This window comes from Flavitalea flava (assembly GCF_054461575.1).
Genome location: NZ_JBTLQH010000009.1, coordinates 187,476 through 204,548, shown reverse-complemented (window position 1 = coordinate 204,548; position 17,073 = coordinate 187,476). Strand labels below are relative to the sequence as shown.

The following is a 17,073-nucleotide window of genomic DNA, read 5'->3' as shown; positions in this document are numbered from 1 at the left end:
TTGTCCGTAAGGTCCAGACTTGTATTTTTGTGCAAAACCGCCAAATGATGAAATTAAACCATCGTGGCCGGAAAGTTGAAATCCGAATGGTAAAATTATGTAATTCATGAAATCGCTGCTTTTATTGGATCTTACGGGAAGGGTATTTGAAAAAAAAGAAAAGATATTATATTGGCTGATTTCTGTATTTTTTCTTAGCTTATTTCTGCCGGATATGCCTGTTATCAACAACATTCTGATAGGCGCTACTGTGATGCATAGCTGCTTCTACAATTCACTGGTTGAAAAAAGACAATTACTGCGGCAAAGGAAGGAGATTATGCTGATGATCGTATTTTATCTTCTCCATCTTCTCAGCGCCCTATTTTCCCAAAATCGACAGGAAGCTTTATCCATGCTGGCATTGAGGGCTCCCTTACTGATCTTCCCTTTGTGTATAGGCTTATTATATATCAGGAGCGAGCTGAAAGATCGCATATTATTGTCCTATTGTTTTTTTACAACCTTGGCGGCCACGGCATGTATGGGTTTTGCCATCGGGCAATACCTGAAATTTCAGGATAACGCCTCCCTCTATGGGGAGGGGCTTACCAGGCTTACCGGGCAGCAATCCGTCTATATTGCCATGGCGGTTAATCTGGCCCTTTTCACTTATGTATATCTGCTGTTTAAGAAGTCATTTGCCATACAATATAAGGGCCTGGTATTCCTTAGCATTGCCTTCCTGGTTGTCTTCCATTATATGCTGGCCAGCCGCATCGCCATTATCACGCTTTATTCCGGTTTCCTCATTTTAATAATATGGCATTATGCCCGGGTCAGGAAGTTTCTGGGAGGGGGCGTCCTGGTTATAGGGTTGTTGGCAGGCGTAGTACTGATGATGATATTTTTTCCTAAAACGGTTGACCGGTTTAAGGAATTAAAACATGCGAATTACAAAAGCCAGACAGCTGAAAATCCATTCCATTTGCCGTTAACGGCCGACCAATGGAATGAGACCGGAATCCGGATGGTGGTATGGAGTTCCGGATGGGAGTTGGCGAAACAGCATTGGATCTTCGGCGTACCTCTGGGAGACAAGCAGGAAAAACTGACAGAAGTTTATAGGGAAAGGAATTTCAATTATGGCGTTCAATCCAGAAGGAATATGCATAATACCTATCTGGATGTACTTTGTAATTTTGGGGTTATCGGATTAATGATATTTTTGTTGGGTTATCTGATCATTCCTCTGATGGCCTGTTACCGGATGAAGGATGGACTCGGGCTTTTCATAATCGTGGCATTTGCCGTGGCTATGATCACCGAGACCTGGCCGGACCGGAGTGTAGGTTGCGTCATGCTGGGCTTTTTTTTAAGCCTGGTCAGCGCATGGAAAATCCGGAGTGCGCCGGGTGAGCGGTGACACTCTGTCAAACCTCGTCCTAATTTCATCAGCTAAGGGCCGCATATTTCCTTTCCCCGATCTGTTGCCGCCACATAGCATAATACAAACCTTTTTCTTCCAGCAGGCTTCCGTGCGTACCCGTTTCTACCACTTCTCCTTTTTCCAGCACGTAGATCCGGTCGGCGTGGAGTATAGTAGATAAACGATGCGCAATCAAAATGGTTATCTGATTCCCTTCCAGGGAAATTTTCCGGATGGTGCTGGTAATATCTTCTTCCGTCAGGGAGTCCAGCGCGGAAGTCGCTTCGTCGAAGATCAGCAGTTTCGGTCTGCGTAAAAGGGCCCTGGCTATGGACAGACGCTGTTTTTCCCCCCCGGATAATTTTAGTCCCCCTTCTCCGATCATAGTATCCATTCCTTTTTCTGCTTTTTCCAACAGACCCATACACGAAGCTTTTTCCAGGGCTTCGAGCAAGTCAGCTTCACTTGCGGAAGGATTGACGAAAAGAAGGTTTTCCTTGATTGTACCCGCAAATAACTGGGTATCCTGGGTAACAAAGCCGATTTGTTTGCGAAGATCATCGAAATCAATGGCGTTCTCATCCAATCCATTGTAGAAGATTTTTCCCTCATTAGGCCGGTAAAGGCCTACAATGAGCTTCATCAGGGTAGATTTGCCGCTGCCGGAAGGTCCTACAAAGGCGATGGTCTCCCCGGTATTTACATCGAAATCGATATGGTCTACGGCATTATGATGAGCAGTCTGGTGCCGGAAGACGACATCCTGGAAAGAAAGAGTGCGGATCGGCCCGAGATGTTTGGCTTCTGCCGGTGGCAGCTCAGGGGATTTTTTCATCAGGTTGTCAAAATTCGTCAGCGAGGCTTCGGCCTCCCGGTAGAACATAATTATATTTCCTAATTCCTGCAGAGGACCGAAGATAAAGAAGGAGTAAAAAACCATGGTCATCACCTCACCCGGAGTGAGCCTTCCTTTGAATACCAGCCAAAGTAAAAGGAACATAATACATTGGCGCAGAAAGTTGACGAAAGTGCCCTGTATAAAGTTGAGTGAGCGGATACTTTTGACCTTTCGGAGCTCCAGGCCCAGTATTTTGAAGGTGTTTTGATTAAGCCTGCTGACTTCCTGTTCTGTCAATCCCAGACTTTTGACGAGTTCGATATTTCGCAGGGATTCGGTGGTACTGCCGGCAAGGGCATTCGTTTCGGAGACGATATTCTTTTGAATACGCTTGATCTTTTTGCTAAGCAGACTGGTAAGGACGGATAGCAGGATCATGCCCAGTACATAGATGGGCATAATGGACCAATGCAGCCAGAAGGAGTAGACAGAGATGAAGACTACGCCTACCAGGATACCGAAAAGGACATTGATAAAGGCTAAAATGAACTTCTCGGTATCCGCTCTGACTTTAGAGAGGATGGAAAGGGTTTCCCCGCTCCGCTGATCCTCGAACTCGCTGAATGGCAGGGCCATGGAATGCCTAAGGCCATCTGTAAAGATGGTAGCCCCGAATTTCTGGACGATCACATTGCCGAAATAGTCCTGGAAGGCCTTGGCAATACGGGACACCATGGCAACGCTGATCAGGATGCCCAAAAAGCCAAGAACGCCCCATATAAACTCCGATTGGGTCCTTGTTCCGGTTTTAATAAATACCTTATTGGGGCTGTAATGACCGATGTCATATGGATGGGAGGCGTATTTATCCAGCAATTTCCCAAAGAAATAGGGATCCAGCATGGAGAAGGACTGGTTGATGGCCGCCAGTAAAAGGGCAAGGACAACAATCCATTTATAGGGTTTGAGATAATTAAGCAGGATTTTCATGCGATTTGGTTAGACCGTATTAAGAATTTGTTTAATTTATTTAGGAACTAAAGATACAATTCCCCCAGATTAACACGCTACCGCCCAGAAGGTTTAACCTGATTATTCCATTCCCTTTTTTCGCTCAGTATTTTATTTTTCACCCCATACCTTAATTATCATGCTTTTGCCTGTACTTTGCGTGGCCCATGGCGCATATTAAAGGGATGTAATCTGCGTTAATAAAAAAAGTAGTGAAATGGATCTGACAGGAAGTAAAAAGGAAGGAAAGGTTGGCCTGGTTGAAATAAGTTTTCTATTGGTAGCAGTAACCATGTTATTTGATAATAACTGGAGCAGCTATTCCATAGTGGCATTAACTGTAGTTGTTTTATTCAGCAGCCCTTTAAGCCAAAAGCTGGGATATTGGAGGCAAAATCTTTGGTCCTGGCTGATTCCGGTAGCTTATTTTATCTGGGTCGTACTGAATTTCCTTTTCGAGAAAAGCCCTGACAAATCAGCGCATCTCCTGGAAAGGAATGTTGCGCTGCTGGCTTTTCCTGTTGTTTTAGGCTCGATGGGCAGGCTTGAAAACAGATCCGTAAAGAGGATACTGATCGCGTTCGTCTTGTCGAATATAGCAGGATCGTTTTACTGTCTGTACCATGCTTACCTGAATTATCTGGCAGCCGGTAAAAATACTGAGCTATTGTTTTATCATAACCTCGGCAAGCCGATAGGGCTGAATGCTATCTATTTCGCCATGTATTGTTTGTTCAGCATGCTAATACTGGCGAATTATTATTTTTTTAATAAGGCATCCTATAAGGCCAGGTTATTGGCTGTCCTCTCCATGCTATACCTTACTCTTTTTATCTTTTTACTGGCGTCTAAAATGTTCATTTTCCTTCTTTGTGCCGCTGGTATCGGAGTTATAGGATATGCCTGTGTTTTTTACCGTAAGCTGGGTTTAGGCATTCTTGCCTTGGTCGTTTTCCTCGGAGGCATGATCTTTCTGTTTAAAAAATTTTCCTATGCTAAAAAGCGGATCGAATATACTCATATCAGCAAATATTCCGGAATGAGGGATAATGACAATGGTATGGCTGTCCGGATCTTATTCTGGCAAACTGCCTGGGGCCTGATAAAAGAGGAGCGCGGTATAATGGGCATGGGGCAGTTCACCGCCCAGGATTCCCTCCAAAAGCTATATGTGAAGGCCGGATTTAGCGATGGGGGTGCAAATGATATATACAATAGCCACAACCAATATTTATATACCTGGCTATGTTATGGATATATCGGTCTGGTTATCCTGCTGGTTTTTCTTTTCCGGTTTTTGTGGTTGGTCTGGAGGAAAAAGCTTTTTCTCGGAATTGCCCTGGCGCTAATATTTATGATTGCCAATATCACCGAATGTATGATGGAAACGCATAAGGGAATTGTTTTTTTCCTCTTTTTTTCCAGCTTTTTCCTGTTCAATTACAGCACGACTTCTCCGGCAGAGGACCAACGACCTTTCCTGCCAGGTGAATGAAAGGCGGATCCGGTATTTTATTGCCAGGAGAAAGAAGAGTTGCCAGGTTATGGTACAACCAACTTTACTTTTTGATGATCCAAAAAGAGCCGGGTTCGTCGTCAAGTCGGCTGGCGGAATTAGGGCATTTATTTTCAAAAGCCGTTCTATGTTCTTTTTTCAGGAGGTTTACAGCCCCTAAAATGCGGAATTGATCATTGCAGGAAAGAAATGCTTCCAGCAAATATTGCTCATTCCACTGACAATGTTTATCTATTATCCAATCTTTCGGATAATCCCTTGGGGAAAACACGTCATGCACATGCACTAGCACACCGGATTTAAGCGAAGGGAGGATTTGAAGGAATTCAAACAGAACGTCTCCCTGGGGGCGGATCATATGGGAGGAATCTATGAACAAAATATCATTGGCTTCAAGCTGGGAGAAGGTGGTCAAAGGCAGGTCCTCTACTTTGCTCCTGATCACCCGCACGTCTAGTTGCTCCAGCCAGGGCATTTCATAAGGCTCGATGCATATATGGCTACAAGTATGGCTGTTATCCTTTTCCCGATTCTTTTTTTCTGCCTGTAAGGCCATCCGTGTGGAATAACCACAGCCGATCTCAATAAACTTTCTGGGTTTGAACAGACGGACCATATTGTATAAAAATTCTGCATCCGAAGGGCACAAAGATGGATTATTAAGGTAGAACTGCAAACCAACAGCGTCTTTTTGTGATAAGGGAATGGACTGAAGTTCTCCGGCAAAACTGAACTTCCCCAGTACGCTTAATTGTTCTTCCGTATTCCAAAAAATACCCGGTAATATCCTGGGTTCATGCAGGGGTCTGGACAGATGTTTGGATGGATTAATAAGGGGTTGGTAATAATGATCCCTGAAAGGCAGGACGCCAACGGCCATAAAAATTTTTTCACTGATGGGCATTTGTCTGGCGGTAGCGGTGCTTATGTATTTAAACCAGATGGCACTGAACAAGGTGATGGGGCTCAACAACAAATCGGTTAGGCGTTGGATCAGAACGCTTTTTAACAATCGTTTCATGAAAGGGAAGAGGTTTAATGATTAAAGGTTAGTTTTGGTGTTTTTATGGGATGTAAAAAAATCCCTTTTTCTGCCTTTTGCCTTCCCTATTCTTTGTAGAGCACGTACTTCCTGCGAAATATTTTGTAAAAAGCAAAAAGATAACCTATTCCAAGCCCCCCTATGAGGCCAAATAAGGCAAGATTTATTAATTTTGGCTGCTTTGGATGTCTGAATTTGACAAATTTTTGCAGGACCCGCACAGGATCGATAAATTTCAGGTTCTCCTGGTAGGTTAGTGATTTTTCCTGCAAAAGGATCATTTGGCTGCTGATTCCGGAAACATCGATCATTAAGCTGGAATTGTTTTTCTTTTTGTTCCGAAGGATATCTTCGACATTGGATTTGATGGAATCGAGTTTTATCCTCTCCTGATTGACGCTTATTATGAGTTGTTCCAGGTTTTTTCTTTTTATGCCTATCCTTTGACTGACATATTCGCTGTTCTCCAGGCCATAAACAAGTCCTTTCTGAAGCTCTTCCAATAGGGTCGTATCTCTTATGAACACCTCTATGATGAATCCGCTGGAATTATCATTGTTCGTGCCTTTTTGTATTTGTTCTGCGGTAATTTTATTTACTTTTTCTACGACATGCGGGTCGCAGTTGAAATTTTCAGCCAGAATACTATACCCATCTTTGTTTAAGAGATCGTTCCAACTGTTGACAAGCTGAATTTCTTCCAGGTTGGAGAGCAGGGTCGATTCCAATATCAGTTTGGAGGAATAAACTTTGGGCAATGCACTGTAAATGACGATTCCTGCCACTAAGCCACTCAGTCCTGCGATCAGTAGAATAATGCCATATCTTCTGAAAAAAGATACAGCATTTGAAATCAGCGCCCATAAATCGAGATCATCAGCATTCGTATTGGACCCAGTGGTTTTTATCATATGTAAAAATATTCTTAAATATCAATTCAGCCTTAAATCATCTCTCAAATTTTAGAGGGATTTAAAATTAAAGCAAGATAATTCATTCATTTTATTTAATTCATTAGGATTTTGAAGTTTATGCAGTCAATATTATTATTATTATCTTCGCGGATCTTCAATATGAATGAAAATTATAAGAAGAAGTTATTTTCCAATTTTGCGGCCATGAGTATCATTCAAGGTGCAAATTTTGTACTTCCTGTCGTGGTAATGCCCTTTGTAATTAGAAAAATTGGTGCGGACAGATTTGGAGTAGTCTCTGTTGCCCAAGTAGTTATGATTTTTCTTTCTACTTTTTCAGATTATGGGTTTAATCTTACTGCGACCAGGGATGTCGCTCTATATAAGCAGGATAAACAAAGGATTTCAAAAATATTTTCTACCGTCCTTGCCTCCAAAATGATCCTTTGCACCTTGACGCTTGCCCTATTGCTGATATTGTTAAAATTTATACCGGTTCTTAGAAACAATTTTCTGTTATACTTGCTTGGATTCGCTTATGTCATCGGGCAATCTTCACTGGTCAGCTGGTTTTTTCAGGGAATGGAAAAGATGCAATATATAACGATCAGCACGTTAATAGCCAGATTATTGTTTGCCGGATTGGTTTTTGTTTTTATCAGGGATAAGGGAGATGACATTTACTTTCTTTTCCTTTTGGGCACAGGAAATTTAATAGCAGGGCTTTTCAGCATATATCTTGCTTTCCGGATTTTTAAGCTGCAATTCTACAGGCCATTATGGATCGATATCATACATGAATTAAAAGACGGCTGGCAGATCACTCTATCCAATCTTTCCATTAATACCTATCAGTATATTAATATTCTCGTACTCAGAGTTTTTACGAACGACCTGATTGTCGGGTATTATAGCATTGCGGAAAAAATATTTTTTGCGGTAAGACAGATATTGGGTGTTTTTTCACAGGTAATTTATCCCCATATCTGTCAATTGACCCAAAAAGGAAAACAGGAGGTCTCCCTTTTTATAAGAGAATTTTATCTGCCTTTCCTGTTGATGATAGTTGCCGGGTGCGGTATTGTTTTTATTTTTTCAAAGGAAATAATATTTATTTTCCTGGGTCGTAACCCCGATCTGCCGGTCCTATTGCTTAGGATACTGAGTTTCGTTCCGGTAATCGTTTGTTTAAACATACCCGCCTACCAGGTATTGCTGGCCTTTGGCAGGAAAACAAGTTATCTGCGTATCCTGACCGGTGCCACCGCAGTGAATCTGGTCGCTAATTTGCTGCTTTGTCCGGCCTGGGGGCCGGTAGGGACTACTTTGAGCATCATTGTTACCGAATTATTCGTTACTATCGGACTTAACTGGGAACTTTACAGAAATAACCTGTTCGAATACATCAAGCCAGGAGTTATATGAATACAAATCATTATTCGGTAAAGAAGGTGGATTATTTTTCCAATGTGCGCAGAGATATCATAAGCCTTATCCCAGCCATTCCCGGCCAAAAGATCCTGGAAATAGGTGCCGGCTCCGGAAATACATTATTATACATTAAAGAAAGCCACCTGGCTGCAGAAGTAATGGGAGTGGAACTGATGAAAATCCCCGGTTCCAACCAGGAGCACCCCTCTATCGATAAATTCCAGATCGCCAATATTGAGCAGGAAGAAATAAATGCGGAAGAGAATTATTTCGATGTCATCCTTTGCCCCGATGTATTGGAGCACTTGGTCGATCCCTGGAGCGCCGTCGAAAAGATCTCCCGGCACCTGAAAAAGGGCGGACTCCTGATCGTCAGTGTCCCCAATTTGCGCGAATGGAAGACGCTGGCTAAAATTATATTCAGAGGCCAGTTCAATTATCAGCCCGATGGTGGGATCATGGACCGGACTCATTTACGCTTCTTTTGCAGGAAAAATGTTATACAATTGGTAACTACACCTAATCTGACGCCCATTTCCTGCAAACCGAATTTTATGCTGAAGGTCATGACGGAAGCACGGAAAAGAAGGATATTTAACAGGCTAACCTTCAGATTACTGGAGGATTTCCTCACCGTACAATTCCTTGTCATTGCCAGGAAGAACTGACGATAATACACGGCTGGTTTACATCATAATCCTTAATTACCGGAACTGGCAGGATACGATAGAATGCCTCACATCCGTATTCGGGCTGGATTATGACCATTTTCGGGTTATTGTGATCGATAATGCTTCCGGGAATGATTCCATCCAACACCTGGTGCGTTGGGCCGGCAATAATACGACCCTCCGGGAAAATTTTTCTTTCACGCAGCTGGATAGTCGTGATCTCGGTCATTTGACCGATCCGGCCTCTTTCCCCCTGCTGACATTTATACAGAATGGAAAAAATGAAGGATTTGCAGGCGGCAATAATGTAGCGCTGCGGTTGCTGAAAGACCCCAAATCCTTGTTCTGGATGCTCAACCCGGACATCACTGTTGAAAAAAATTCGCTGACGGAATTGGTGAACTTCGCCGCACTTCACCCTGAAAGATCGATAACGGGAGTTACGCTGAAATTCCAGGCGCAGAAGGATAAGATCCATTATTATGGGGGTGGCCGGGTTAACTTCAACTCGGCAACGGCTGTTCTGATAACGAAGCCGGAAGATATTCCCCAGCTGGAATATGTTTCGGGAGGCTCTCTTTTTACAAAAGTTCAGGCTTTACAAGACATCGGCCTGTTTCCGGAAGAATATTTTTTATTTTGGGAAGAGACAGACTGGTGTTACCGGGCCAGACGGCTGGGCTATCAGGTAAACGTCTGCACCACTGCGGTATGTTATGACAAGGTAGGCACTACCATTGGCAGGGGTTATCTGGCAGAATATTATTACACGCGCAATGGCTTGCTTTTCCTGTCCAGGTATAAAAGGAACAGGATCGGGCTGGCATTGGCGCTTTCCGTCATTCGCCTGCTGAAAAAACTGGCGTCTGGGCAATGGGGCCGTGCCAAAGGTGTATATAAGGGAATTCTTGCATTCATGAAACCGGGCTCTTTATGAAAGTGAACAAATATTTCCTGTTTGCTATTGTCTATTTCTTCATCAATTCGTTGGGGTTGCCCATCGGTCTCACATACACCGCTATTCTTAGCCCGCTGTTTTATTGGTGGATACTGGTCGCCGGTAGAAAAGAGGTTATCCTGCCATTCTTAATGGTACTCATGCCCTTTATAATTTTTCAGGTGTTGTCGGGTGTTGACACGGAAAGTTATCTCATTTCCTTGCTGTATTACCTTACGGTCTACATATTCTGCCACGCTTTTTACACTTTTTTAAAGAAATGCCATGATATAGAAGGTATCTTCAGGAAGATACTGATCATCAATTTTTTCTTTTGCCTGGTCGCAATCCCGCTGTATTTTACACCCTACTATGATATCCTGTGGATAGAACAGTATTTAACCGAGGGCGTAAATGACTTCAGGCGGCTTAAGTTGTTTACTTATGAAGCATCTTATTATTCCACCCTCTTCATTCCCCTCGTCTGTTTTTATTTCTTTAAGATAATCCTCGGGCTGAACAGACAGAGTTCCTGGCTTATCTTATTGATGATCATCCTTCCGCTGGCTCTTTCTTTTTCCATAGGAGTTATCAGTGCCGTACTCGTCGCCCTTATGATCACGGTCTTCCTCTATGCCAGGACCCTGATAAGAAAAAGAAGGACCCGGCATCTCGTATTCATATGCGTTTCTGCGTTCTTTGGCGGGCTGATCCTGCTGACTTTTTTATTTCCCGATAATGCCTTATTTGTACGGATTGGGAACATATTTGCCGGTGAGGATCTGTCCAGTAAAGGGAGAACATCCGATTCTTTTATCCTGGCAGATAAGATCCTGGAATTAAAAAGTCATTTGTGGGGAATTGGTCCGGGCCAGCTCAAAATTATAGGAAACCGGATCATCCATGATTATTATGCTTATCCCGATGATTACAATGTAATCGCCATCCCTAATGCAGCGGCGGAAACCTGGGCCGTATTCGGCTGGCTGGGCCTGCTGCTGCGGATTTCACTGGAGATGTTCTTCTTCTATCGAACAAAAGTCTGGACCAATTATTTCCGGTTGACTCTTTTTCTTTTCGTTTTTTTATATCAGTTTACCGGAAGCTTTATTACCAACCTCGCCGAATATGTTATCTGGATACTTGCATTTACAAACATCTTTCCCCAATTTGATGTAATTTTCCGCCCAAACTCCAAAAGTCAGCGAATAAAAGAATAAAATGAAAGGGTATTTAAAGTATTATTATCAAAAGATTTATCAGAAACTGCATTATGATACCTTTAAAGTCCTCGTGAACCAGGCAAAGATTTTAGGGGAGCAGAATAATGGTAAAAAAGACGTAAAAGACCTGGAAGAAGTTGAGTTTCAGGTATTCTCACAAAGAGGAGAAGATGGGATCCTTCAATATATTATCAGCCGTATCGATATTCCCAACCGGATATTCATAGAATTTGGAGTGGAGAATTACACAGAGGCCAATACCCGGTTGTTGCTGATCAATAATAATTGGTCCGGCCTCGTCATCGATGGGAATGAACTGAACATCCGGTTTATAAAAAATGATTTTATTTATTGGAAATATGATCTTACGGCTTTGCATAGCTTTATAACCCGGGAGAACATAGATGGATTGATCACTTCCTATACGGAATGCCGTGATATAGGCCTGCTGAGCGTCGATATCGATGGAAATGATTATTGGGTGTGGGAGGCCATCGAATCCATTTCTCCCCGGATAGTTGTTTGCGAATATAATTCAGCCTTCGGCCGATCCATGAAAGTTTCCGTTCCCTATGACCCTGGTTTCGTCAGGAGCCGCGCACACTATTCGGATCTCTATTTCGGCGCATCCCTGGGCGCTTTTTGCCATCTGGCGGAAAAGAAGGGGTATGATTTCATAGGAACGGCTGGCGCGGGGGTGAATGCCTTTTTTGTAAGGAAAGATCTCTCCGCACCCTTTAAAAAATATCAGCCCGAGGAAGGCTTCCGCCCCTCACATAACCGGGACTCCAGGAATAAAAAAGGAAAATTATCCTTTTTATCCCACCAGGAAAGACTGGCGGTTATGAAGGAAATGCCGGTCGTTGATGTGAAGTCAGGGGTATCCTGCGAGATCGGAAACTTGTATCAATTGAAATAACGAGATAGCCGCTTACTTATTCCGGTCCCTTTTGAATAGAAAAGCCGGAATCCGACAGCGGAAAAATTTTTCTAGTAGTGAAAAAGGATCAGGTGATAAAAATTTTTGCAGACGCGCATGTTTTTGATAGTGAATTCCAGGGCACCAGAACATTCATTAAAGAGATTTATGCCGAACTTGCCCGTAAGCCGGGTATCCGGCTTTATTTGGGTGCTTGCGATATGGATAACCTCAGGAAAGAGTTTCCTCTGACAGATAATCTGGTTTTTGTTAAATACAGATCCGGTTCGGCCATTTTCAGGTTGCTTTATGATATACCCTCAATTGTCAGAAAGTATAAGATTGATTTTGCCCATTTTCAATATATCTCCTCCCCGATAAAGAACTGCAAGCAGATAGTCACTATTCATGACGTGCTGTTCAATGATTTCCCTCAGGAATTTTCCCTTACTTATAGGCTGACCAAAGACCTGCTTTTCGGAATTTCTGCGGCAAGGGCCGATATTGTTTCTACTGTTTCCGGATATTCAAAAGAAGCCATTAATAAATGGCTTCGTGTAAAATCAGAAAATATTCATGTTATTCCCAATGGCGTCAGCCCGAAATTCTTTGAACCCTATGACCGGCAGCAGGCAAGGGATTTCATAAGCGGAAAGTATGGTATTGGAAAATTCATTCTTTATGTAAGCAGGATAGAACCACGGAAAAATCATGTTGCTTTATTAAAATCTTATCTCGAACTCAAATTGTACGAAAAAGGGTATTACCTGGTCTTATTGGGAAAAGTAAGTATTCCTGCGCCCGATTTTGATAATATGATGAATCGGTTACCCGAGAATATAAAGTCTTTTATATTCCAGAATAGCCAAACAGATGACAGGGATCTGCTTGAATTTTACAGGGCTGCCAAAGTTTTTGTTTACCCCTCCAAAGCCGAGGGCTTCGGTATTCCTCCTCTTGAAGCTGCAGCCTTACAGATACCCGTGATTTGTTCGAATACTTCGGCCATGACCGACTTTTCTTTTTTTGGAGAAAATCATATCAATCCATTGGATAATGAATTGTTAAAAACGAGATTAGCGGGTATCATCGAAAATCCACCCGGAGAGGCCAACTTAAAAAGTATCGCTGAAATAATCCGGCAAAAATACTCTTGGACTCTGTCAGCTGAAAAGTTATATCAGGCTGTATTGAAGGCTCCCTATTGAGGATCCACTTTTATTTTCCTGTCACTGAAGATCAGGCTCCTGTCGTTGCCTGAAGAATTTACTTTCTCGATTCCGATGATATAGGTTCCCTGTGGCAATCCTTTTTTTGGGATCAATACCGAAAACCCGTTATAAGCTGCAAAAGGCCCTTTTGATAAGGAAACTACATCTATTCTTTTTTTCGTATCCGTATTTATACGGTAAATGACACCTTTATCATGATCCTGCAGAACCAGGTTGGTGATCGTTCTTCCGGAATCTGAATTTTGTACGGAGGCCCAACCTTCAACGAAAATAAGATCCTCATCCTGGCCGATAGAGTCAATATTATACCGGATATTATTTTTATTAAGAGCCTCTGTGTTCAATGCGCTTATTTTTTCAATATTATACTTGCCCCGAAGCATTATATGGGGATCAAGATAATTTATCCAGCTTTTTCCATTAATTGAATCCCGTATAATTAATCCAAGCTGATAATCACCCGGTGGAAAGGCCGATTTAACTACCGTTGCGGAAAACCCTGCATTATCCAGGTCTTGTCGTTTAAAAACGACGGGTAAATCACCCCTGATCGTTTTCTCAGTAGGTAATTCATACAGACTATCCTGGGATCTTAGAATTACTTTCACTACGATATTTCGGTTATTGGCATTTGGCCGGAAGGCCCAGCCTTCAACCTTTATAATGGGGGAATGACTGGTGAGTTTATCGATTCCATATCTGAAGCTGTCCTGTTGGAACGGGATGGAATCGACCCGCCGCGGCTGATATCTATCGAATCCTTTAAAAAGTTCTGCAATAGCCAGGCTATCCTCATGTATTTCCGAAATGGACTTCGTGTCAAATTTGTAATAGCTGGTCACTATTTTTATTTCCCTGATAAATCCCGAATTGATGGGGTCGGACTCTATCTTTATTTTTTTAACATTTGTGTTCAATCGTCCGTCCGATTGCATCAGCATTTGAAAGTCCTGATCGGTATCGATAAATTTATTCAGAAGAACTCCCCCTTTCAGAATTGGCTTGACTGCCTTGAATGTGGAAATTTCTCCATTTTCCAGAGTGAAAGTAATCGTTAAACCGGGGGAACGGAATAATATACTCTGGAGCCACCCCCAAAAATTATATTTAACATAGACCCGGGAATACTGGAGATCATCGCTTTTTTTAATCGTGATCTCCTGCCCTAATTTTGCGCTAAATTCGGTATCATTACCCACGTTGACCATTTCGCGGGGAGCTGGCCTTTTTCTGAGCAAAAGGTAGCCGTTTGTATTTCCCGCTATCCTATAATGATTTAGAAGGGCTAGTTTGGTTTTGGATTCATCAAAGAAAGCAAAACGATTATCCATGCCGTACATGGTGAATAATATATAATCCGGCGCGTTCGGGGACATATATTTCTCATAGTTAAGACTATCGAGGTATTGGGTGTAAGCAGAATAGGATTGGATCACCGGTCTGGGGTTATAATGCAGACCATTAAAGTAGACTTTCGAAACCTCAATGGGAATGACATCCACCGAGTGACTGCCTATGATGGTTTTTAATTCATTATTATTGTATATCAGGCTGTCCGAAGCGACTAATGCATGGTGATAGTCCTTTATCCCATTGAAGTATTGCCTTGCTTCTTCTATTTTTTTAGGAACAAGCGTGAATTTGGTGATCCTGGACAACGGATTATAACTGCCTGGTATCGCTTCCATGGCCCAGGTGGCAATGATGAGTACGACCCAGCAGCCGATTACAAGGATATTGCCCTTTTTTTCAGGACTTTTCGGAGTAAAAATGTACAGCAATCCGCAATTAAGAGCGATGCACTTAAAGAACTGAAAGATGTGACCATCACCCCTTACAAAGGAACTTTTAAAAAGGATATAAACATTCAACAAAAGGATACCATAAATAAAGAAATAGTCTAAATTTTTTATAAACTCTTTTTTCCTGCAAGAGGCCAGGAACTGAACCATTATGCAGGAAACGATGATAACAATTATCAATAAAGCGGCATAACTAAAAATAACGGGTTCGGAATCAACGGGCATTGCATCATTATAACCGTCAATTAATTGGAGGCTTGCGGCTACATAACCTTTTAGGTTGACATTCAAAATCCGGGCGCCTGAAAAGAAGCCGATGAAATATAAAATTAATATGGATAAATAGGTCTTAATATTCAGTTTCTTCCGGATAACTAAATAGGTTAAGACCATCAGGAACATGAATATGACGGTAACGCCCAGATTGACCTTGACATAAAAAATCAGGACTGATAACAAGGCTGCCTGTATGATATATACAAATTTGCCCGGTTCTTTAATAAATGAGAAAATAGTATATAAAAAAAACATCGTATACCATTGGTACACCGATTCATACGACTCTATATTCATACTTAAAAGAAGGAAAACCAACAGACCGTAGCCAAAATGTTTTTTGATAATCTCCTTGAAAATAAAAAAAGCAGTGAGAAGAAGATAGAGGTCAAAAAGTAAATAAACATAGAAGTTAACAGAGATGGGAAGGCGGCTATAAAGAATCCCGAGGGGCCCATATGTAAAAATAATATCCTTGCCAAATACCAGATTGTATTTGTAGCCCAGGTGAAGGGCAATACACCAGGACGGGTCTAATCCTTCAGATGGTGGATTATAAAAATAGTGCGGCAAAATCAAAAATACCAGCAGGGCTAAAAAAAAGTATTGAAGGTAAATATTGAATTTGGGGCTTGGGGTGAACTTAGAGCCGGCGGTCATTGAGTTCGTTATTATTTAATGTAAAAGTGCCAAATATAAAAATTATTATGCAATTTTGTTGCAACTTTGCAGAGTAACCCTTAACCCCGGAAACCCCAATACCTTATAAAATGGAAAATAAAAATATACTGATAACCGGGGGTGCTGGATTTGTAGGGTCGTCAATTGCCATATATATTAAAAAAAAGTATCCTCATTATTCGATAACCTGTCTGGACAATCTTAAGCGAAGAGGCTCCGAGCTTAATATCCCACGGCTCAGCAATATGGATATACGGTTTGTTCATGGGGATATCCGGAATCGTGAGGATTTTTATCCTTGCGAAAACGGGCTTACCACAATTATCGAGGCATCCGCTGAGCCTTCCGTTCTTGCAGGCATAGATAATGCTCCTGATTATCTGATCAATACTAACCTGATGGGTACGGTGAATTGTTTGTACCTGGCTGCAAAAACAAAGGCTGATTTTATTTTTATTTCTACCAGCAGGGTTTATCCCATTGAACATATTGAAAAAATTTCATTTTCAGAGGAGGCAACTCGTTTCATAATGACTGAGGATCAGGTGATAAAAGGGGTTTCCCGGAAAGGGATCGCGGAGGATTTCCCAATAGAAGGGTTTAGATCTCTTTACGGGGCAACCAAATTATCTTCTGAATTTCTGATCAGGGAATTTAATCAGTTTTACAATATCCGTACGGTTATCAACCGTTGCGGGGTTCTTACGGGACCCTGGCAAATGGGGAAGGTGGATCAGGGGGTGGTCGTCCTTTGGGTGGCCAGACATTTTTGGGCTAAGGAGCTGGGGTATTTCGGATATGGGGGGAAGGGAAAACAAGTCAGAGACATATTACATGTTAATGACCTTTGTAAATTGATAGATTTTCAGGTCCATCATATGGATAAACTGAATGGTCGCCTTTTTAATGTCGGCGGAGGAGAAAAGATCAGCATTTCCTTAAGGGAACTCACAGGTATTTGCCAAAAAGTCACCGGAAACAAAGTAAAGATTAACGAAATTGAGGAAGACCGACAGGCGGATATAAGGATATATATTTCTGATAATTCATTGGTGAATGCAACGACTGACTGGAGTCCTGTTGTCAGTGTGGAAGATATCGTTGTAGATATATATCATTGGATAAAGGAGAACGAGGCAATATTAAAACCAATCCTGATCGGATAAATTTGA

The 17,073-nt window shown here is 42.0% G+C and carries 13 protein-coding genes; 9 read left to right on the top strand and 4 right to left on the bottom strand.

Features of this window, described 5'->3' with window-relative positions; genetic code table 11:
* The first annotated feature begins 106 nt into the window (after positions 1-106).
* Positions 107-1,405, top strand: a complete 1,299-nt coding sequence (locus ACX0G9_RS11410) for an O-antigen ligase family protein (RefSeq protein ID WP_459065030.1) — start codon at positions 107-109, stop codon at positions 1,403-1,405.
* Positions 1,406-1,433: 28 nt separating this feature from the next.
* Here ACX0G9_RS11410 and ACX0G9_RS11405 read toward each other — a convergent pair whose 3' ends face one another.
* Positions 1,434-3,236, bottom strand: a complete 1,803-nt coding sequence (locus ACX0G9_RS11405) for an ABC transporter ATP-binding protein (protein ID WP_459065029.1) — start codon at positions 3,234-3,236, stop codon at positions 1,434-1,436.
* A gap of 238 nt (positions 3,237-3,474) precedes the next feature.
* On the opposite strand from ACX0G9_RS11405, the gene ACX0G9_RS11400 reads away from it, so the two are divergent.
* Positions 3,475-4,752 (top strand): O-antigen ligase family protein, encoded by a 1,278-nt coding sequence (locus tag ACX0G9_RS11400; protein ID WP_459065028.1) that lies wholly within the window; start codon positions 3,475-3,477, stop codon positions 4,750-4,752.
* 64 nt (positions 4,753-4,816) lie between these two features.
* Here the strand turns inward: ACX0G9_RS11400 and ACX0G9_RS11395 are convergent, their stop codons facing one another.
* Positions 4,817-5,794: a class I SAM-dependent methyltransferase gene (locus ACX0G9_RS11395; protein ID WP_459065027.1), complete on the bottom strand. Its 978-nt coding sequence runs from the start codon at positions 5,792-5,794 to the stop codon at positions 4,817-4,819.
* 86 nt (positions 5,795-5,880) lie between these two features.
* On the bottom strand, positions 5,881-6,726 hold the full coding sequence (locus ACX0G9_RS11390) for a hypothetical protein (protein WP_459065026.1): 846 nt from the start codon (positions 6,724-6,726) through the stop codon (positions 5,881-5,883).
* Positions 6,727-6,846: 120 nt separating this feature from the next.
* On the opposite strand from ACX0G9_RS11390, the gene ACX0G9_RS11385 reads away from it, so the two are divergent.
* The 6 genes from ACX0G9_RS11385 to ACX0G9_RS11360 all read left to right on the top strand — a co-directional run bounded on the left by ACX0G9_RS11385 (position 6,847) and on the right by ACX0G9_RS11360 (position 13,118).
* Positions 6,847-8,154: a flippase gene (locus tag ACX0G9_RS11385; protein ID WP_459065025.1), complete on the top strand. Its 1,308-nt coding sequence runs from the start codon at positions 6,847-6,849 to the stop codon at positions 8,152-8,154.
* Positions 8,151-8,828 (top strand): class I SAM-dependent methyltransferase, encoded by a 678-nt coding sequence (locus tag ACX0G9_RS11380; protein WP_459065024.1) that lies wholly within the window; start codon positions 8,151-8,153, stop codon positions 8,826-8,828. Before ACX0G9_RS11385 ends, ACX0G9_RS11380 begins: the two co-directional genes overlap by 4 nt.
* Positions 8,812-9,768 (top strand): glycosyltransferase family 2 protein, encoded by a 957-nt coding sequence (locus tag ACX0G9_RS11375; protein ID WP_459065023.1) that lies wholly within the window; start codon positions 8,812-8,814, stop codon positions 9,766-9,768. The genes ACX0G9_RS11380 and ACX0G9_RS11375 overlap by 17 nt, the downstream gene beginning before the upstream one ends.
* Complete coding sequence (locus ACX0G9_RS11370; RefSeq protein WP_459065022.1) at positions 9,765-10,988, top strand: hypothetical protein; 1,224 nt, start codon at positions 9,765-9,767, stop codon at positions 10,986-10,988. The genes ACX0G9_RS11375 and ACX0G9_RS11370 overlap by 4 nt, the downstream gene beginning before the upstream one ends.
* 1 nt (position 10,989) lies before the next feature.
* Complete coding sequence (locus tag ACX0G9_RS11365) at positions 10,990-11,910, top strand: hypothetical protein (protein WP_459065021.1); 921 nt, start codon at positions 10,990-10,992, stop codon at positions 11,908-11,910.
* A 77-nt stretch (positions 11,911-11,987) separates the two neighbouring features.
* Positions 11,988-13,118 (top strand): glycosyltransferase family 4 protein, encoded by a 1,131-nt coding sequence (locus tag ACX0G9_RS11360; protein WP_459065020.1) that lies wholly within the window; start codon positions 11,988-11,990, stop codon positions 13,116-13,118.
* Here the strand turns inward: ACX0G9_RS11360 and ACX0G9_RS11355 are convergent.
* Entirely contained in the window at positions 13,112-15,517 is a 2,406-nt protein-coding gene (locus tag ACX0G9_RS11355) for a hypothetical protein (RefSeq protein WP_459065019.1), read from the bottom strand. The two genes, ACX0G9_RS11360 and ACX0G9_RS11355, sit on opposite strands and share 7 nt — an antisense overlap.
* Before the next feature lie 473 nt (positions 15,518-15,990).
* On the opposite strand from ACX0G9_RS11355, the gene ACX0G9_RS11350 reads away from it, so the two are divergent.
* Positions 15,991-17,067: an NAD-dependent epimerase/dehydratase family protein gene (locus ACX0G9_RS11350; RefSeq protein ID WP_459065018.1), complete on the top strand. Its 1,077-nt coding sequence runs from the start codon at positions 15,991-15,993 to the stop codon at positions 17,065-17,067.
* Positions 17,068-17,073: the final 6 nt, after the last annotated feature.